Genomic DNA, 17,998 nt, shown 5'->3' with positions numbered 1-17,998 from the left:
GAGTTGATCATGGCTATTTATCGTGCTCATGTGTTGGTTTGCAGGGGAACAGGCTGTACTGCCAGTGGCGCTCCAAGCGTAATGAAGGCCTTCAAGGACGAACTTGTCAAAAAGGGCTTAGACAGGGAAGTGATGTTGGTAGAGACGGGTTGTCACGGTATGTGCGAAATGGGGCCCGTGGTCGTCGTTTATCCCGAGGGGGCCTTTTACTGCAGAGTAATGCCTGAAGATGTGCCCGAAATAGTGGAAGAGCATCTCTATAAGGGGCGAATCGTTCAAAGGTTGCTCTATACAGTGCCCCAAGATATGGAAAAAGTTCCGTATTATAGAGATATACCTTTTTACAGCAAGCAGCATCGCATAGTGCTCAGCAACTGTGGTTATATAGATCCGGAAAAAATAGAGGAATATATAGCTCGCGATGGTTATATAGCCCTGGGGAAGGCTCTCCTGGAAATGACGCCGGAGGAAGTTTTGGATGAAGTGAAAAAATCCGGTTTGAGAGGCAGGGGTGGCGCAGGGTTTCCTACTGGGTTGAAGTGGGAATTTGCTCGCAAAGCCCCTGGGAATAAAAAATATGTCATATGCAATGCCGACGAGGGTGACCCGGGTGCTTTTATGGACCGGTCAACTTTAGAGGGAGACCCCCACTCTGTAATAGAAGGTATGGCGCTAGGGGCATATGCTATTGGTGCTGATGAAGGTTATATCTATTGTCGTGCCGAGTATCCCCTTGCCATTAAAAGACTTAAAATAGCAATTGCTCAGGCCGAGGAGATGGGGTTGCTCGGAGATAACATAATGGGCACCAATTTTTCCTTTCATCTGCATTTAAAGGAAGGAGCAGGAGCTTTCGTCTGCGGTGAAGAAACCGCTTTAATGGCTTCGATCGAAGGTCGTAGGGGCATGCCTCGGCCAAGGCCGCCGTTTCCGGCGCAACATGGTTTGTGGGGCAAGCCTACAAATATAAACAATGTGGAAACCTGGGCAAACGTCCCCAAAATTATCTTGAACGGCGCAGATTGGTTTGCCTCGATGGGGACGGAAAAATCTAAAGGAACCAAGATATTTGCCCTAACCGGCAAAATAACGAACACCGGTTTGATAGAAGTTCCAATGGGTATAACCATTAAAGAGATCATATACGAGTTGGGTGGCGGTATCCTGAACGGAAAAGAGTTTAAAGCCGTTCAGATTGGAGGTCCCTCCGGAGGTTGTTTGACTAAAGAACATCTCGATCTGCCAATAGATTATGAATCCTTGACCGGCGCCGGAGCCATTATGGGGTCGGGCGGTTTGGTGGTCATGGACGAAGATACCTGCATGGTAGATGTGGCCAGATTTTTCCTGGAATTTACCCAACGAGAATCCTGCGGAAAATGCGTTCCCTGCAGAGAGGGCACGAAGCAAATGTTGTTAATGCTCGAGAAGATTTGCAAAGGCGAGGGAACGTTGGAGGATTTGAGCAAACTTGAAGAGCTGGCCTACATGGTCAAAGAAACTTCACTGTGCGGATTAGGGCAAACAGCTCCAAACCCTGTAATAACTACGATTCGCTATTTTCGGGACGAATACCTTGCTCACATAGAGGAAAAACGTTGCCCTGCCAAGGTCTGTCCGGCGTTGATCAAGTACGTGGTAGATCCAGATAAATGTCGAAAGTGCGGTTTATGTGCCAGAAATTGCCCTGTCAAATGCATTAGCGGTGATCGACAGACCCCTTATTTTATAGATCAAGAAAAATGCATCAAATGTGGGACTTGCATGCAGGTCTGCCCATTTGGCGCTATCGCAAAAGTATAGCCGGAGGAGGATTGGCATGAAAGAGATAACATTGATCATAGATGGGAAGGAATGCAAGGGAGTACAGGGGGATACGATATTGGATGTCGCTAACAAGAACGACGTCTATATTCCCACCCTATGCTTCCAAAAAGGTTTAACACCTATAGGAGCCTGCAGGATGTGCGTAGTTCAGCTTGAGGGCAATCCCAAAATGTTGCCATCTTGCACTACGCCTGCTCAAGAGGGCATGGTTGTCATTACGAAAAACGAAAAGCTAAAAGACTATAGGCGCCAGGTTCTCGAACTTCTGTTTGCAGGAAGAAATCATTTTTGTATGTTCTGCTCGCAAAGTGGCGATTGTGAATTGCAGCGACTGGCCATTGAACATGAAATGGATTCGGTGAGATTTCCCTACCTTTATTCAGATTTCGAGGTAGATGCTACCGATGCGGATTTGATGATGGACCATAACCGTTGCATACTGTGTCAAAGATGCATCAGGACTTGTTCTGAAATCGTTGGTGCCCACGCTTTGGACCTCGAGCGTCGAGGCTGGCAGGCAAAAGTTATAGCGGATCTGGGAAACAGGTTGGCGGAAAGCGACACCTGCGTAAATTGTGGAGCCTGTGCTCAATCTTGCCCGACCGGCACCATCACTATCAGAGATTTTGCCTACAGGGGAAGGCGTAGCGATTGCGATGCCATGGTGGACAGCGTCTGCCCTTTATGTGCCGTTGGTTGCAAGATAAAGACTTATGTCCGCACGGGCAGCATAGTCAGAGTTGAAGGTACCGCTCAAGATGAACCGGACGGCGGGCAGCTTTGTCACATGGGTCGTTGGTGGTTGCCCGAATCGACGGAACGGGAAAGGGTTACAACGCCGTTGATAAGAGAGGGTGCCACATACCGTGAGGCAACATGGGAAGAGGCATTAGAGCTGGCGGCGTCAGAGTTTAAAAAGGCGTATAAAGAGGAGAAAGCCGGAGCGATCCTTTCAAGCCTGTGTACGGACGAGGAGTTGACGCTCTTTTCCACCCTTTTTAAGGATGCATTGAAGATGAAGTATACCGATTCCTTTGACGGAGACGTGATCCGTGGTTTTATCAAGGGATTCATGCCCTTCAAAGACCAGGGTGTAAGGCCATTTACCGCAGCGCATCACATCTTAGATAGCGATCTTGTTGTTACAATGTTCGCCGACCCTCAGAAGGAGGCTCCCGTGGTTGCAAGTTACATCCGAGTTGCTTGCCTGCACAAGAATGCAAAATTGCTGAATATTTCCTTTGGAGCATCACAATTCCCCGGTTTGGTCGATTTGGATGTTCAATTGCCCGAGGGACAGGCGCTTCCAAAGGCCCTCTCAAATTTGGCCGAAATAATCAGCAAGATCAGTGCTGGACCGTCTGAAATGGCCGGTTTTGGCGAATATGAAAGCGGAGCCGAATCTGCTTTATCGTCCTACAGGGAATCTATAGAAGAAAGTGCCAGAGCCATGGGGCTTGATCCGAAGATTGCCGAAGAGGTTGCCCTGATGCTTATATCGTCTAAGAAACCCGTCTTCGTAGTTGGAGGCAGGGCAACGAAATCGCACGAATTAGTTACCGCAGCCTGCAATCTCGCAATAGCATCGAAGGCTTTCTACGAGGATGGATTAGGGGTGGTGCCGTTGTTGGTGAGTGCCAACAGCTTGGGAGCTCGAAACACCGTAGTAAGCGAGGATCCTTGGGTTACCAAAGAAAAAAGGGATTTCATGTACGTCTTTTCCACGGGCATGGTTCCCGAGGAGGAAGAAATTTTGGCTGCCATTTCTGCAACGCGATTTGTTGTGGTCCAAACTCCTTTTAAAGTTAGGCCCTTGGTCAACCTTGCAGACATACTTCTGCCAGCACCTGCGTGGTACGAAAGAAGCGGTCATTACTGCACCATCGAGGGAGAGCGCAGAAAGCTTAATACAATCGTTCCTCCAAAAGGCGATCTAAAGGGGCTGCATTATGTGATGGATGAATTTGCAAAGAAGCTGGGCGTGAAGCTTGGGAAGCCGGAAACGTCTCCTTGCGAAGAGGTTTTTAAATCGCAAGCTCGGGCCAGCGAGGCTCGCATAATTCCATTAAATTAGTTTTTTGGGAGGTGAAGTTCCATGGCTAAGGCAAAAGTTGCGACATATTGGTTAGAAGCGTGCGCAGGATGTCATATGTCTTTCCTTGACATAGATGAAAGATTGGTCGATTTATTCAAAAACGTAGAAATACTTTATTCCCCTATAGTAGACGCAAAGGACATTCCCGATATCGATGTGGGAGTGCTATCCGGCGGTTTGGGTAACGTTGAGGAATTAGAAATAGCCAGAAAAATGAGAGAAAGATGTAAGTATTTGGTTGCATGGGGAGATTGCGCTGTATTCGGCGGCATTAATTGTATGCGCAATTTTATACCGAAGGATAGGGTTTTAAAAGAGGGCTATATCGACACTGCCAGCACCGTTAATCCTGAAGGAATAATACCTAACGAGGATATCCCCGAATTGCTTCCAAGGGCATTACCTTTAGATTATGAGGTGAAGGTCGACGTTTACGTGCCCGGATGTCCGCCTGATGCAGATACTATATACTACGTCTTCAAAGAGCTCTTAGCAGGGCGTGTTCCTAAAGTTCCCTCGGAAATGATGCGTTACGATTAGAGGAAGGGGAGGAAATGGCCATGACTGAGGTCTACAAGTTAGAGATTAATCCGGTAACAAGGATAGAAGGACACGGGAAGATAACCGTAATGCTTGATGAGGCGGGGGAGGTGAAAGAAGCCAGGTTTCATGTAACCCAGTATAGAGGGTTTGAAGTCTTTACCAAAGGAAGGGATTTCAGGGAGATGCCGGTGATAACTCCGCGAATTTGCGGCATCTGCCCTGTATCGCATCATTTGGCATCCGCTAAAGCATGCGACGATATTTTAGGCGTTACCATTACGCCTGCAGCCCACAAGCTAAGGGAGCTCATGCATATGGGGCAAATTGTTCAATCCCACGCCCTGAGTTTCTTTCATTTGTCTAGCCCCGATATTTTGCTAGGTTTTGATGCTCCTGTGAAGATAAGAAATGTGGTCGGTTTGGCGGAACGCTATCCGGAGCTTGCGAAAAAGGGGATATTGCTTCGCAAGTTTGGTCAGGAAATAATAAAAACTTTGGGAGGCAAAAAAGTTCACCCATGGCACAGCATTCCTGGCGGTGTAAACAGGAGCCTGACGCCCCAAGAGCGGGATAATATAGCCGCTCAAATTCCCGAAATGAAATCAATAGCGCTGGAAGCGATTAAGTTAATTAAAGGTTATCTGGAAGAAGGGAAGGAAGAGGCGAAGGAGTTTGCAACTGTAGAAACTGCCTATATGGGCCTGGTTCGAGACGGAAAACTTGAGCTTTACGACGGAAACATCAGGATTAAAGCGCCAAGAGGAAGGATTTTGGATGAGTTCGATCCAAAGGATTATCTTAAATATATAGGAGAGCACGTTGAACCCTGGAGCTACTTAAAATTTCCTTTCTACAAATCTTTGGGATTTCCCCACGGTTCCTATAGGGTTGGGCCCCTTGCAAGGTTAAATGCTGCAGATAATATCGATACGCCGCAGGCTTCCGAGGAGTACGCGCTATACAAGCAAATTAGTGATGACGGCATAGTGCCTTATACGCTTTACTACCACTACGCAAGACTGATAGAAGCCCTTTACGGCATAGAACGTATCGAGCAGTTGCTTTCCGACCCCGAGATTACATCTAGCGATCTCAGGGTTACATCCAAGGAGATCAACCCTGAAGGAATAGGAGTTATAGAGGCTCCCAGGGGAACCCTTATTCATCATTATTGGGTGAACGAGAGCGGAGTTATCACGAAGGTTAACTTGATCGTAGCGACTGGCCATAACAACTATGCCATGAATAAAGGCGTCGAAGCGGTGGCCAAGAAATACATCAAGGGCAGAGATATACCGGAGGGTGTGTTTAACAGATTGGAGCATGTTATCCGTGCTTACGATCCCTGTTTATCCTGTTCCACTCACGCAGTGGGCAAGATGCCGTTAAAATTAGAGTTGATATCATCCGCTGGTGAGGTAATTAAAGAGGTCGTGAGGGGCTAATTGCCGATGAACGTGATCGTATTGGGCTACGGCAATTCCTTCAGGAGGGATGATGGCGTAGGGCATAGGGGAGCGCATGCCATTGCTGAATGGCTGAACGAAATTGGACATGAAGCAACTACTTGGGTTGGGCACCAATTGCTTCCTGAGGTAGCAATTGAATTGGAAGGAAAGGATCTCGCCATCTTCGTCGATGCGTCTGTGGATCAATATTCCGATGGTTACAATATAGCCGAAGTTACGCCCTCCGCCGATATCGATGGGCTTAACCTTCACACCTGCACTCCCGGATGGATAAAACATTTGGCTGCACAGATGGGAATTGATATGCCCAAAATGGTCATGGTGTCTGTTTCCGGCGTTGACTTCGATTTTGGTGAATCATTGAGCTGTATATGTATGGAAAGGTTTAACAAAGCATTGGAGGGTTTTAAAAAGTATTTTACAGATAATTTCTGTTGAACATTTTGTGCTATAATATAGGTGCAAAAACCCTGCGGTGTTCGTGCTATGCCGAAGAGCCTTGAGCCAACACTAAAACCGATCGAGGCTGACTCCTGTCCGGCTGAGGAGACCTTAAAGGGTCACCAAAGTTAAGGACGGGGAGGCCTCACCAATAGGTGAGGATCGGGTCAAGGCCTTCTTGGCACGGCATTGCGGGGTTTTTCTAATATTTTATTTTTAATATCATTTTTGGGAGCTGGTAATTTGCAGTCTTTTAGCGGTCCCTACTGGCATCCGGCTAATCAAAGAGGTTTTATACTCGATTGGGATGGGGTCCTGGCTGAAACGAAACTGGATTTTACTCCCATATACGATCGCTTTTTTGGGGGTAAAAGGGTTATGATTTTAGAAGAAGCGGCAAGACTTCCTGCGACAGAGAGAGCCGCGCTTTATGAGGCAATAGAAAAGATAGAAGTTGAGGGCGCTGAAAAAGCCAAACCGGTTTTAGGGGCTTTGGAATTGATATCATGGCTTGAAAAAAATGATATTCCCTGGGCTGTAGTGAGCCGAAACACCAAAAAGTGCGTCGCCATGGCGGCTAAAAGGGCTTCCATTAAACTCCCCCCGATCGTAATTACCAGAGATGACGGCTTATTGAAGCCGGACCCGCAAGTTTTTTTAAAAGCTTCAGAGCTTCTCGAGATACCGTGGTATCAATGTGTCGTTATAGGAGATTTTTTGTATGATATTGTGGGCGCTAGACGTGCATGTATGAGGGCTGTTCTCGTTAGACGAGCCAACGAAGAATGGAGTAACTGGGCAGATGTAGCATACAACGAAGTTATAGATTTATTTTACGCACTGGGGGATCCGCAACCTTTAATACCATGGGAATACCAGCCTGTCGTACGTAAAAGGGGTTTTAAATGGCTTGAAAGGGCTTTTGGGTTGACGGTAAAACTTGTCGGAGATGACGCTTTTGAAATCCTTACCAAGCTGGCGCCGATGGGAGTAGGCTCCTTTTGTATAGACAATGAGGTTAGGCTTGAGGCTGATCGTTGGCGAAATAGCCCTTACATCGACCCCAAATATCTTTGGGAGCCCTTGGATAAGGTTGTGAGTGATTTTCTCATAAAGCGTTTTCCTCTGGCTAAGGTTGTGAGCGATGGGGAGGCTCTGGACTTGCCAGACGGGGTGTCGGAAAGCATTTCCTTCATCGAGGAGTTGTTGTCTCGATGAGTCAAATGCAAAAAGATCTATTTGAAGATTACGTCGGCAATATTATTGAAGATAAAAGCGGTGGAGATCGAGGATTAGAGGTCCCTTTGGCAGAAAGGATGCGTCCTGCCAAGTTAGAGGATTTTGTCGGTCAGGAACACCTTCTGGGAAAAGATAAACCGCTCAGACGATTGCTCGAAGCCGGACAGGTGCCAAGTTGTATCCTCTACGGTCCTCCCGGAAGCGGAAAAACGACGTTAGTAAGGGTAATGGCTTCCGTAACGGGAAGAAAATTGTTCGAAATTAATGCCGTAACTGCTAAAGTAGCTCAACTGCGGGACGTGGTTGATACAGCGAGAAACCTAAAAAGACGCGCAGGAAAATCGGCAATAGTTTTTATTGATGAAATTTATCATTTCAACAAACAACAACAAAACGCCCTGCTCCCTTCAGTTGAGAAGGGAGATTTGATTTTAGTGGGCACTACTACTGAAAATCCTTATTTTGAAATAAACAAGACCCTTCTTTCGAGGGCGATCGTATTCGAGCTTAAGCCCCTTGCTCCACGAGACATCGAGCGCATTCTATATAGGGCCCTTCGGGATAAAGAAAAGGGTGTGGGGATGTTTGACGTAGAAGTAGACGAGCAGGCTGTTGCCTTCATTTCCCGCGCTGCTGGTGGCGATGCGAGACAAGCGCTTCTGCGATTGGAGTCGGTCGTTTTGGCATCTGTAGCTTCGGGAAAAAAGAGGGTAACATTGGAAGATGTTGTTCAATTGGCGCCAAAGTCCTTGCAAATATACGATAAGTCCTCGGACAAGCATTATGATATCATTTCAGCCTTTATAAAAAGCATGAGAGGTTCCGACCCCGATGCAGCCGTTTACTGGCTTGCCAGGATGGTGGCCGGCGGAGAGGATATCAGATTTATAGCTAGAAGAATGCTTATATTTGCTGCCGAGGATGTTGGGTTGGCAAACCCATTTGCATTGGTGTTGGCAGAAGCTGCGGCAAGCGCGGTGGACCATGTCGGATTGCCCGAGGCGAGGATTATATTGTCTGAATGTGCAATCTATCTTGCCTGCGCCGAGAAGAGCAACAGTTCTTACAAGGCCATCGATTCTGCCTTAAACGCTATAGAAAAGGGCGAAATCCAAGAAGTCCCACTCCATCTTAAATCCCATGGCGAAGGATATGTGTATCCCCACGACGACCCGAGACATTGGGTTCCCCAAAAGTACATGACTGTTCCAAAGCGTTTTTATTTTCCGGGCAATGTAGGTCACGAATGGAGCATTTCCAAGAGATTGCAGAAATTATGGAAGAGATATTCCAATAAAAACGATGGCGATCGAAATTAGACCGATTTTCCTTTAATCATCGTTCAATAAATAGCTTAATTCGATAAGCTATTATTCCAACATGCTCTTTTAAGGCCAAGCTATTGATATGCAAGCTCGAGGCACCGGGCAAGAAGTCAATAAGCGACAACGGAGCGTTATCTGCCATTTTGCCCACGGGACAGGGGTGCCAATTAATTTCGGGAGCCAACCCCTTGGCGATTAAATGTGCCCGAGGCATATGATATCCGTGCGTGACGAGGACCGCATGTTTAAGTTCCAAAGACCTCAAAATGGACGAGGCATTTTCTATATTTTCCCAAGTCGTTCTTGATTGCGACTCTTCGTAGATCAGTAAATCCGGAAAAAGCTCCTTAACCTTTTTTGACATCGTTATTGCCTCAGGTACTTCCTGTGAGTACGATCCGCCACACAGTAAAATTGGCCAATTGAACTTCACGGCCAACTCTATGCCTCCGAACAGGCGCATTAATGTATGTGGCGATACTTCTGCTTTATCGGGGTCCGAGGTCCTGCGCTGCCCTCCACCAAGCACCACGATCGCTGCTTTATCTGCAGGCAGAGAAGGTGCAACCATATTCTCCAATCTGCCTAGTGCAATTCTGGAGGTGATAGGCGTGCTTAAAAGGTAAAAACTAAGGGCAATCAAAAGCAAAAGGCATCCGAGAAAAACCTTTCTAGGCCTCTTAAAGGCCAATAAAGAGGCGATAAACAATAGCAAGACCAATATTCCCGGAGGTACGACGAAGGAACCTATAATTTTATAAAGTGTAAAAAGCATAGCATTTCCGCATTATTCTATGCTAATCCGGTTCACCTGCAGGTGAGGCATCTTTTAGAAAGGCCAAGAGAGCATCCCGGGCGCCTTCCAAATGATTTTGCAACAACCTAATGGCCCCTTCTTCGTCTTTTTCCAATATGGCATCTATTAACCTGACATGTTCCATTGACGATTCCTTAAGGTCTACACCCTTTATGGAATAGTGTCTATAAAGCTGAATTAGATCATATGTCTCCATTAAAAATTGGTTTAGAAATCTATTATCGCATGAGTTGCGCAGGAAGGAATGAAAGGCTGTGTCTTGTAACAAAAAAGCGTTGGGGTCGGTGCTATGATCAACAGAGGCGAAGTATTCTCTAAAGCGGAGTAGTTCCTCCTTCGGTCCCTTCTTACAAATCCTTTTTACAGCTATAGTTTCCAGAGCGATCCTTACTTCGTAAAGGTCGTTTACGTCTTTTTCCGTGGGAAGGGTAACAAAAGCTCCCTTCCTTGGGACGAGCCTTACAATTCCGGTTTGCGCCAGCTGCCTTATGGCCTCTCGTATTGGGGTTCTGGATACCGCTAAAGTTTGTGCCAATTCGGTCTCGGAGAGTTTTGCTCCCGGCTTGATGATTCCCATTATTATTGCGTCCCTTATCTTGTTATAAACTATTTGTCTCAAATCGGTACTTTCAGCGGGAGTAAGCGGATTACTTGTCATATAGCTTTTCCTCCTTAAAGGTCGTATTTATTTTTTACAAAGTATACTTAATTCTCCCTATTTTGTAAATCGTTGTTCGTCCACAATGCTAAGGCATATAACGCATCAGATAGCCTATTGATAAAAACATAGGCGTTTTCCTTTATTTCTTTGTTTCTCAATAACTTTACGGCTATCCTTTCTGCTCTTCTGGCCACTGTGCGTGCTATATGGAGAGCTGCTTCCGATATGGATTCGCCGGGCAATACAAAGCTCGGTTTGTCCTTCGAAATAGAACGTAATACCTTTGAAATAATTTCTTCCAGCCAAATGACGTCGGGAGCGCTTAAGTCGGGAAATAAAGCCAAGTAACCCATAAAGCAGCTTAAATCCCTTTCCAATCGCAACAGCGTATCCTTTATTTCTTCGTTTTTGCAAGTAGCACGCGCCATTCCGATGTGTGCCTGACATTCATCTAAGGTTCCATATAACTCAACCCTTGGATGATCCTTGGGAACTCTTTCTCCATTGCCAAGGCTAGTCATGCCTTGGTCTCCTGTCTTGGTCGTTATTTTAATCTCCAACGCAGGCCCCCCTTTAAAATGAAATTTTTATTCCCTTTTTCATTTTACACGTATGAAAATGGCCCCGCCTTCGACGCAAGTGTTTCCTTCTTCATCCTTGATAACGGCAGAAGTATAAGCTCTTCTGCCCTCCTTTCTTTCGAGGAAACCGTGGGCCACGTATTTTTTCCCGCAGCGCACCTCCTTTCTAAAGGATATGGTTAGTTTTCCAGTAACATAGATGTCATCATCCGACGCTTTTATTGACCATGCCATGGCATCGTCTATAATAGCAGCAAGTAGTCCGCCGTGAACCATTCCTTCGTAACCACACCAGCTCTCGTCGGGAATGAAACTTATAAATGTGTACCTTGATTCATTGTCCCAAAAGATGTTCAGTCCGAGACTTCGAGGATTATCATTTTCGTTTCCACATACAAAACACGATGGCGTTCCCTGCAGTTTTACAAGGCTCATTTTCAATCCCCCTTTGTGATAACATCGATTACAGGTAAATAATACTCTTTATTTTAGGGGGTTTTAAATTTACATGAAAGATAGAATAAGCGCATCATTACTCGCACAATACGTATATTGCCCCCGTGCGGCATGGTATAGGGCCCATGGTTTTACCCCCCAGGGCAACGGTGGCGGAAAAGCCCTTCAAAAGGGGAAAAGGGCCCATAGATGGTTTGGCTTCCTGGAAAAGCTTAAAGGTTTTTGGAGCAGTGTCTGGAGGACTGTCTTTTTTCTCATCGCTGTTGGAGGGGCCTTGCTTTGTTTGTATCTGATATTGAAATAGCTGGCATTGCAATCGCTGCAATCTGCATATTGGGAATTTACGTTTGGTGGATGAGGGAAATTCCCGTAAGCATCGATTCGAAATTGTGGAAGGGGCAAATTTTTACGGGTAGGCCCGATGCGGTAATAAAGAAGGGCCCCTGGCACATACCGATAGAGTATAAAAGCTCAAATTACGATGAACCAACGGAAAGCCACAGATTACAACTTTTGTGTTATTGCTTCCTGTTGGAAGAGGCAGGTTTCAAAGTGCCCTACGGGCTATTGCAATATCGAGGGAAAAAGTTCAAAATACGCTGGAATAAGAGGACGAAAGGGTATTTGATGCAAATTGCAGATGAAGCTTTAGATGTGCTCTCTAAAGATTTTCCTCCTCCCCCACTGGAAGAAGGGGACGGAAGGTGTTATAAGTGTGCTTATCGTTTTATCTGTAAACAACAGGACTAAAGAAAGGGATGATCGAGTTGCATATTGAACCCTTCGGTGTTGAAGAGTGGATGAACAGGTACGAGACTAAGGCCAAGTACAATATTGCCGAAACTTGTGTGGAATCGCTCAAAGTGGAAGAGCTTTTGAATTTATCACAAGATCCAGCTGGAGCTATGAGGAATATTGCGGAAATTAAACTTACTTACGGGGAAATACTCGGCTCGGGGGAATTACGAAAGGCCGTTGCTTCGTTATATAAAAGTATGAATGAAGACAATGTGTTGATTACACAGGGCGGAATAGGAGCGAATTTTTTAACGCAATTTTCACTTGTAAATCCCGGCGATGGTGTCATATCTGTCTATCCTACATACCAACAGTTATATAGCGTTCCAAAGTCATTTGGGGCGTCCGTTCATCTTTTACCTTTACGTCCGGAAAACAATTTCTTACCCGATCTGAATGAGCTCGAGGAAATTGCTAAAAACGCCAGGAATCTTAAGATGATCTGTCTAAACAATCCGAATAACCCTACTGGCGCCTTAATGGATATTGAATTTTTAAAGCGCATAGTGGATATAGCAAAAAGATACGATGCTTATATTTTGTGCGACGAAGTCTATAGGGGTTTGGAACACGAAGCAAGTTTTAAGACTCCTTCAATAGTCGATTTATACGAAAAAGGGATTAGTACCGGAAGCATGTCTAAAGTGTTTTCTCTTGCCGGATTAAGGTTGGGCTGGATAGTTGGGTCTCCAGAGGTCGTAAAGCAATGTTTTTCCCATCGTGATTACATGACCATAAGCTGTGGGCGCGTGGATGAATGCCTTGCACTTATAGCTTTAAAAAACAAAGATAAGCTCTTGGAGAGGAATTTGGGGATAGTGCGGAAAAATTATGAGATGTTGTCTTCGTGGGTTGACGATGAAAAGAGGGTGAGATGGGTTCCGCCGAAAGCGGGAACGACAGCTTTTTTGAATTTTAGCGACTATGGCATTCCATCAAGCGTTTTTTGCGAAGGTTTGTTGGCTGAGACGGGAGCTTTTTTGGTGCCGGGGAGTGCATTTGGCCCGGAATTTAACGGTTGGGCAAGGATAGGTTATGCCTGCGCCAGCGAAGTATTGCAAGAGGGGCTAAAATCATTGTCTAATTTCTTGAAAAAAAAGGAAGGAGAAATGAATAATGCGTAGTGATACGGTAAAAAAAGGGGTTTCCAGAGCGCCTCATAGGTCGCTTTTAATGGCAGCAGGGTATGAAAAATGGGAGATCGAAAGACCATGGATAGGAGTTGTCAATGCCTATAATGCAATAATCCCCGGCCATATCCATTTGAGGACACTAGTCGAAGCCGTTAAGGCTGGAGTGTATGCAGCTGGAGGATTACCGCTTGAGTTTCCGGCTATTGGGGTTTGCGACGGGCTGGCGATGAATCACGAAGGCATGAAATACTCTTTGACCAGCAGGGAACATATAATGGATTCCGTCGAGATAATGACAAGAGCTCACGGGATCGATGCCCTTGTGTTGGTGACGAATTGCGACAAGATAGTACCAGGTATGGCTATGGCCGCTGCCCGTTTGGATATTCCGTCCGTTGTTTTGAGCGGTGGCCCGATGCTGACCGGAAAGGTCGACGGAGGAAAAACCTTAGATCTTTCTTCTATGTTTGAAGCAGTAGGAAAACATGCAGCAGGAACATTGACGGATGCCGAGTTGATTAAACTTGAAAAATCTGCTTGCCCTACCTGTGGGTCCTGTGCCGGAATGTTTACGGCCAATACGATGAATTGCATGATGGAGGCTTTAGGACTTGCTTTGCCGGGCAACGGAACTATACCGTCGGTATTTTCCGAGAGAATTAGATTGGCAAAGGAGACGGGAAGGGCGGTTATGAAGTTAGTCGAGAAAGGAATTACGCCTCGACAAATTCTGACAAAGGCCTCCTTCTTAAACGCAATTGCTGTCGATATGGCGTTGGGGGGGTCTACCAATACCACTTTGCATCTGCCTGCCATTGCCTGGGCGGCAGGCCTGAATCTCCCCCTTTCCGTCTTTGATGATATGAGTAAAAAGTGTCCTCATTTATGCAACATGAGCCCCGGAGGCAGCGATCACGTTGAAGATCTGTATTTTGCTGGAGGAGTCCCTGCAGTCATGAAAAGGTTATCCGATGCAGGTCTCATCGACGGCAGCGTTATGACCGTAACGACAAATACAGTTGCTGACAATCTCAAGGATGTTAATGTTTTTGATGACGAGGTTATTCGACCCGTAGACAGACCTTATCATCGGGAAGGCGGCATTGCCGTCCTTCGCGGAAACCTGGCACCTGACGGAGCTGTCGTAAAACAATCTGCCGTTTCTCCTGAAATGATGAACCATAAGGGTCCTGCCAGGGTTTTCGACTCAGAAGAAGCGGCCACAAAAGCCATTTTTTCCGGCGAAATAAAAAAGGGCGATGTAGTGGTCATAAGGTATGAGGGGCCCAAAGGAGGGCCGGGAATGAGAGAGATGTTGGGTCCGACCTCCGCATTGGCAGGCATGGGACTGGATAAGCATGTGGCCCTCATTACTGACGGCCGTTTCAGCGGGGCCACAAGGGGAGCTTCCATTGGGCATGTGTCTCCTGAGGCTGCTGACGGTGGGCCAATAGGACTTCTCAAAGAGGGGGACGAGATAATAATAGACATTCCGGCCCGTAAACTAGATGTTAACATTAGCGAAGAAGATTTAAATTCTAGAAAAGAAGGATGGAAACCTCTTCTTCGAAAGCTTGACAGCCCTTTTTTGGAGCGGTACCGCGCTTTTGTCACTTCGGGAGCTAAAGGAGCAGTTTTGGAGGTGAATGACGGTGGTTGTGAAGATTGTTGATTTAGAAGATATCGGAGAAGACAAGCGTTATAAGTCAGCGAAGAGGGAGGCTCTATACTCGATAATATTGACCCTGCTTTACTTTGTTTGGTGGTATGGGTTCGCCTATGGCATGGGGTCAAAACCTCTATCTGGCTATAAGTTCGTTATGGGTTTGCCAAGCTGGTTCTTTTGGAGTTGTGTCGTAGGGTTCATAGTCTTTTCTTTCGCCTCCTGGTTTTTGGTTAAATTTTTCTTTCAGGACATGTCTCTCGAGACGGACGGGAGAGATGACCTTAAGGTAAGGTGAGGAATTATGAATGTCGATATTGCAGTTACATTAGCGCTTTATCTTATTATAATATGCGGGATTGGTTATATTGCAAACAGGAAAATGTCGGAAACAAAGGGGTCCTTTCTTAGTGAATACTTTATAGGTAGTCGTTCAATGGGCGGTTTTGTACTTGCCATGACGTTGGTTGCTTCCTATGTTAGCGCAAGCAGCTTTGTGGGTGGCCCGGGGATGGCCTATAAGATGGGGCTGGGCTGGGTGTTGCTTGCGATGATTCAAGTTCCAACGGCATATCTTACTCTTGGCTTTTTGGGCAAAAAGTTTGCTATTGTTGCGCGTAAGATTAATGCTATAACAATTAACGATTTCCTGAGAGCCAGATATGAAAGCACACCAATAGTGATTATGGCATCAATCAGTTTGTTATTATTTTTCACTGCAGCTATTGTCGCACAATTCATAGGAGGCGCCAGGTTGTTTGAAGCTATAGGCCTTCCTTACGAGGTAGGTCTCGCTATATTTGCCATTACCGTAATATTTTATACGGTAATAGGAGGATTTAGGGCCGTGGTATTGACAGATGCCTTTCAGGGCATTGTCATGATGTTGGGGACTTTGGCGTTGGTGTTTGGAATTACAAAGGCAGCAGGCGGGATGAATGCCATAAGCGCCAAATTGATGGAGATAAACCCGGATTTATTGACGCCTTTCGGGGTCGACGGATTTATCACAAAGCCTTTCATCTTATCTTTTTGGATATTGGTGTGCTTTGGAATAATTGGCTTACCTCACACCGCTGTCAGGTGTATTGGTTATAAAGATTCCAAATCCATGCATAGGGCAATAGTAATTGGCACATTCGTGACCGGTTTTCTAATGCTGGGCATGCATCTGGCTGGCGCCTTGGGGAGGGCGGTACTGCCCAACATAGAAGCAGTCGATTCCGTTATACCGACTTTAACGGTCGAAGTCCTTCCTCCGATTTTTGCCGGGATCTTTTTAGCGGGGCCCATGGCATCCATTATGTCCACGGTAGATTCTCAACTTATATTGGCCTCGGCAGCAATTATAAATGATCTGTACGTTGGCTATATTAATCCTGACGCTGCACATGACGACAAAAAGATCAGGCGCATCAGCCTTTTAATTACGACCATCATAGGAGTAACGGTATTTCTCGTGGCCTTTAAGCCTCCAAGCCTGATAGTGTGGATTAATCTTTTTGCCTTTGGGGGGCTTGAGGCCGTATTTTTCTGGCCGATTGTGATGGGCCTTTATTGGAAACGCGCAACTGCTTCAGGAGCTCTGGCCTCCATGATAACCGGCGTAATCCTATTTATTGCATTGAGCAAATATGCCTTTTTGCTTCACGGGTTACATCCTATCGTGCCTACTTTTGTCGTAACATTTGTCGTATTTATCGTGACCAGTTATCTCTCTAAACCATCGGTGAAAGCAGTAATAAGGGTATGGGAATGACCTTTGTTGACATTTATTTTTATGTTTAGTATTATTAACAATGTCAGTAAGGCAATAATATAATTTAGATAATAGTGCGACCTCCGAGTCAACGATTCTAAGGGTCTATGTGGCCTATGAACGTTGGCCGATAGGGTCTTTTCGGAAACGAAAGGGCCTCCCGCTCGGAAAGGAGGAGAAAGAACATTAGTCCTTTTCCCGGTGGGAGGGGACTAATTTTTTGTGAAAAAATTAAGCAAGGGAGGAATTGTCATGGACATGAAAAGGTTGACCTCGCGGTTGCTGATTGTTTTTGTAGCTATATTGCTGATTTTTTCTCTTGGGCGAGGGTTCGCAGAAGCAGAAGACGTCCTTTTAATGGCAACTACAACAAGTACCGACGATACCGGTCTTCTCGATTATCTTGCACCGATGTTCAAAGAAGATACGGGAATAACTCTTCAATGGACGGCTACGGGTACTGGGAAGGCTTTAAAGTTGGGAGAAAATTGCGATGTAGATGTTCTGCTGGTTCACGATCCTGATTCTGAGGAGAAATTTATAGAAGCCGGATACGGAGTTGATAGGACTCAAGTAATGTACAATGACTTTGTGATAATTGGCCCAGAGGATGATCCGGCTGGTATAAAGGGGTTGTCTTCTACTGAAGCATTAAAGAAGATTGCCGAAAAGAAGGGTGTATTTGTCAGCAGAGCCGATGAATCGGGCACTCATGCAAAGGAGAAATTTATTTGGGTGCAGGCGGGTTTGGCTATTCCTGACAAAGAAGAATGGTATGTGCAGACAGGTCAAGGTATGTTAGTGACGATTAACGTAGCCGCCGAAAAGGGAGGCTATACGCTAACCGACAGAGGCACCTACATTAGATATGAAGCTAACCACGAAGGGAATCCTCCACTCGTCATTCTATCCGAAGGGGATCCTTTCTTGATGAATCAATATAGTGTAATTGCGGTAAATCCTGAGAATTGCCCCAATGTCAAATACGATTTGGCAAAGAAGTTTATTGAATGGATTGTTTCTCCAAAAGCCCAGCAAGCAATAGCCGATTTCAGGCTCATGGGCAAACAACTTTTCTTCCCGAACGCAAATACTGCTTCTGGGGCTAATTAATGACATCCTGCGCTCTTTAAGTTTTATATAGATGCTCCAATCCCCCATATAAGCCGCCGCATCCCCCTGTGGCGGCTT

General features: G+C 45.9%; 18 protein-coding genes, 1 other RNA gene and 1 riboswitch. Of the genes, 15 read left to right on the top strand and 4 right to left on the bottom strand.

All coding sequences use genetic code 11. The features are described from left to right. Nucleotides 1–9 precede the first annotated feature (9 nt). The 8 genes from nuoF (at nucleotide 10) to BLU12_RS04615 (ending at nucleotide 8,933) form a co-directional block, all read left to right on the top strand. Nucleotides 10–1,803: an NADH-quinone oxidoreductase subunit NuoF gene (nuoF, locus tag BLU12_RS04650; protein WP_091460940.1), complete on the top strand. Its 1,794-nt coding sequence runs from the start codon at nucleotides 10–12 to the stop codon at nucleotides 1,801–1,803. Nucleotides 1,804–1,819: 16 nt separating this feature from the next. Next, nucleotides 1,820–3,901, top strand: coding sequence for a molybdopterin-dependent oxidoreductase (locus BLU12_RS04645; protein ID WP_091460938.1), 2,082 nt, complete (start codon nucleotides 1,820–1,822; stop codon nucleotides 3,899–3,901). 21 nt (nucleotides 3,902–3,922) lie between these two features. Next, on the top strand, nucleotides 3,923–4,462 hold the full coding sequence (locus BLU12_RS04640; protein WP_009200280.1) for an NADH-quinone oxidoreductase subunit B family protein: 540 nt from the start codon (nucleotides 3,923–3,925) through the stop codon (nucleotides 4,460–4,462). 20 nt (nucleotides 4,463–4,482) lie between these two features. Then, entirely contained in the window at nucleotides 4,483–5,910 is a 1,428-nt protein-coding gene (locus BLU12_RS04635; RefSeq protein ID WP_200778711.1) for a Ni/Fe hydrogenase subunit alpha, read from the top strand. Between the two features lie 6 nt (nucleotides 5,911–5,916). After that, a complete protein-coding gene (locus BLU12_RS04630; RefSeq protein WP_091460935.1) occupies nucleotides 5,917–6,372 on the top strand; it encodes a hydrogenase maturation protease in 456 nt (151 codons plus the stop codon). 26 nt (nucleotides 6,373–6,398) lie between these two features. Next, nucleotides 6,399–6,577: non-coding RNA, 6S RNA (gene ssrS, locus BLU12_RS04625), on the top strand. 41 nt (nucleotides 6,578–6,618) lie between these two features. After that, nucleotides 6,619–7,593 carry an HAD family hydrolase gene (locus BLU12_RS04620; RefSeq protein WP_234945460.1) on the top strand — a complete coding sequence of 325 codons (975 nt, stop codon included), beginning with the start codon at nucleotides 6,619–6,621 and terminating at the stop codon, nucleotides 7,591–7,593. Beyond that, entirely contained in the window at nucleotides 7,590–8,933 is a 1,344-nt protein-coding gene (locus BLU12_RS04615; protein ID WP_200778710.1) for a replication-associated recombination protein A, read from the top strand. Before BLU12_RS04620 ends, BLU12_RS04615 begins: the two co-directional genes overlap by 4 nt. Before the next feature lie 16 nt (nucleotides 8,934–8,949). Here BLU12_RS04615 and BLU12_RS04610 read toward each other — a convergent pair whose 3' ends face one another. The 4 genes from BLU12_RS04610 to BLU12_RS04595 are packed head-to-tail and all read right to left on the bottom strand — an operon-like array spanning nucleotide 8,950 to nucleotide 11,433. Further along, nucleotides 8,950–9,714 (bottom strand): YdcF family protein, encoded by a 765-nt coding sequence (locus tag BLU12_RS04610; protein ID WP_091460933.1) that lies wholly within the window; start codon nucleotides 9,712–9,714, stop codon nucleotides 8,950–8,952. Nucleotides 9,715–9,736: 22 nt separating this feature from the next. Next, on the bottom strand, nucleotides 9,737–10,414 hold the full coding sequence (locus BLU12_RS04605) for a GntR family transcriptional regulator (protein ID WP_091460932.1): 678 nt from the start codon (nucleotides 10,412–10,414) through the stop codon (nucleotides 9,737–9,739). A 47-nt stretch (nucleotides 10,415–10,461) separates the two neighbouring features. Next, nucleotides 10,462–10,977 (bottom strand): cob(I)yrinic acid a,c-diamide adenosyltransferase, encoded by a 516-nt coding sequence (locus tag BLU12_RS04600; protein ID WP_091460930.1) that lies wholly within the window; start codon nucleotides 10,975–10,977, stop codon nucleotides 10,462–10,464. Between the two features lie 39 nt (nucleotides 10,978–11,016). Next, nucleotides 11,017–11,433 carry a PaaI family thioesterase gene (locus BLU12_RS04595; RefSeq protein WP_091460928.1) on the bottom strand — a complete coding sequence of 139 codons (417 nt, stop codon included), beginning with the start codon at nucleotides 11,431–11,433 and terminating at the stop codon, nucleotides 11,017–11,019. Between the two features lie 73 nt (nucleotides 11,434–11,506). Here BLU12_RS04595 and BLU12_RS04590 point away from each other — a divergent pair, with 73 nt between their 5' ends. From BLU12_RS04590 to BLU12_RS04560, 7 genes are all read left to right on the top strand, one after another. Beyond that, complete coding sequence (locus BLU12_RS04590) at nucleotides 11,507–11,758, top strand: PD-(D/E)XK nuclease family protein (RefSeq protein WP_091460926.1); 252 nt, start codon at nucleotides 11,507–11,509, stop codon at nucleotides 11,756–11,758. Next, nucleotides 11,734–12,204 (top strand): CRISPR-associated protein Cas4, encoded by a 471-nt coding sequence (locus tag BLU12_RS04585; RefSeq protein ID WP_234945459.1) that lies wholly within the window; start codon nucleotides 11,734–11,736, stop codon nucleotides 12,202–12,204. The genes BLU12_RS04590 and BLU12_RS04585 overlap by 25 nt, the downstream gene beginning before the upstream one ends. A gap of 8 nt (nucleotides 12,205–12,212) precedes the next feature. Then, nucleotides 12,213–13,376 (top strand): aminotransferase, encoded by a 1,164-nt coding sequence (locus tag BLU12_RS04580; protein ID WP_200778709.1) that lies wholly within the window; start codon nucleotides 12,213–12,215, stop codon nucleotides 13,374–13,376. Next, nucleotides 13,369–15,057, top strand: a complete 1,689-nt coding sequence (gene ilvD, locus BLU12_RS04575) for a dihydroxy-acid dehydratase (protein WP_091460925.1) — start codon at nucleotides 13,369–13,371, stop codon at nucleotides 15,055–15,057. Before BLU12_RS04580 ends, ilvD begins: the two co-directional genes overlap by 8 nt. Beyond that, a complete protein-coding gene (locus BLU12_RS04570; protein WP_091460923.1) occupies nucleotides 15,032–15,346 on the top strand; it encodes a YhdT family protein in 315 nt (104 codons plus the stop codon). The genes ilvD and BLU12_RS04570 overlap by 26 nt, the downstream gene beginning before the upstream one ends. Before the next feature lie 6 nt (nucleotides 15,347–15,352). Further along, nucleotides 15,353–16,807, top strand: coding sequence for a sodium/pantothenate symporter (gene panF, locus BLU12_RS04565; RefSeq protein ID WP_091460921.1), 1,455 nt, complete (start codon nucleotides 15,353–15,355; stop codon nucleotides 16,805–16,807). A gap of 69 nt (nucleotides 16,808–16,876) precedes the next feature. After that, a riboswitch (molybdenum cofactor riboswitch) is annotated at nucleotides 16,877–16,998 on the top strand. Nucleotides 16,999–17,059: 61 nt separating this feature from the next. Continuing rightward, complete coding sequence (locus BLU12_RS04560) at nucleotides 17,060–17,920, top strand: substrate-binding domain-containing protein (RefSeq protein WP_200778708.1); 861 nt, start codon at nucleotides 17,060–17,062, stop codon at nucleotides 17,918–17,920. The last annotated feature ends 78 nt before the right edge of the window (nucleotides 17,921–17,998 follow it).

Source organism: Acetomicrobium thermoterrenum DSM 13490, assembly GCF_900107215.1.
GTDB classification, from domain to species: domain Bacteria; phylum Synergistota; class Synergistia; order Synergistales; family Acetomicrobiaceae; genus Acetomicrobium; species Acetomicrobium thermoterrenum.
The sequence above is the reverse complement of the archived record's forward strand: the minus strand, read 5'-3'. Positions and strand labels throughout refer to the sequence as shown.

Bases quoted from the DNA above. Each gene is read 5' to 3' on its own strand.
- nuoF (WP_091460940.1), top strand. From the start codon at position 10: ATGGCTATTTATCGTGCTCATGTGTTGGTTTGCAGGGGAACAGGCTGT.
- BLU12_RS04645 (WP_091460938.1), top strand. From the start codon at position 1,820: ATGAAAGAGATAACATTGATCATAGATGGGAAGGAATGCAAGGGAGTA.
- BLU12_RS04640 (WP_009200280.1), top strand. From the start codon at position 3,923: ATGGCTAAGGCAAAAGTTGCGACATATTGGTTAGAAGCGTGCGCAGGA.
- BLU12_RS04635 (WP_200778711.1), top strand. From the start codon at position 4,483: ATGACTGAGGTCTACAAGTTAGAGATTAATCCGGTAACAAGGATAGAA.
- BLU12_RS04630 (WP_091460935.1), top strand. From the start codon at position 5,917: ATGAACGTGATCGTATTGGGCTACGGCAATTCCTTCAGGAGGGATGAT.
- BLU12_RS04615 (WP_200778710.1), top strand. From the start codon at position 7,590: ATGAGTCAAATGCAAAAAGATCTATTTGAAGATTACGTCGGCAATATT.
- BLU12_RS04610 (WP_091460933.1), bottom strand. From the start codon at position 9,714: ATGCTTTTTACACTTTATAAAATTATAGGTTCCTTCGTCGTACCTCCG.
- BLU12_RS04605 (WP_091460932.1), bottom strand. From the start codon at position 10,414: ATGACAAGTAATCCGCTTACTCCCGCTGAAAGTACCGATTTGAGACAA.
- BLU12_RS04595 (WP_091460928.1), bottom strand. From the start codon at position 11,433: ATGAGCCTTGTAAAACTGCAGGGAACGCCATCGTGTTTTGTATGTGGA.
- BLU12_RS04590 (WP_091460926.1), top strand. From the start codon at position 11,507: ATGAAAGATAGAATAAGCGCATCATTACTCGCACAATACGTATATTGC.
- BLU12_RS04580 (WP_200778709.1), top strand. From the start codon at position 12,213: ATGATCGAGTTGCATATTGAACCCTTCGGTGTTGAAGAGTGGATGAAC.
- ilvD (WP_091460925.1), top strand. From the start codon at position 13,369: ATGCGTAGTGATACGGTAAAAAAAGGGGTTTCCAGAGCGCCTCATAGG.
- BLU12_RS04570 (WP_091460923.1), top strand. From the start codon at position 15,032: ATGACGGTGGTTGTGAAGATTGTTGATTTAGAAGATATCGGAGAAGAC.
- panF (WP_091460921.1), top strand. From the start codon at position 15,353: ATGAATGTCGATATTGCAGTTACATTAGCGCTTTATCTTATTATAATA.
- BLU12_RS04560 (WP_200778708.1), top strand. From the start codon at position 17,060: ATGGACATGAAAAGGTTGACCTCGCGGTTGCTGATTGTTTTTGTAGCT.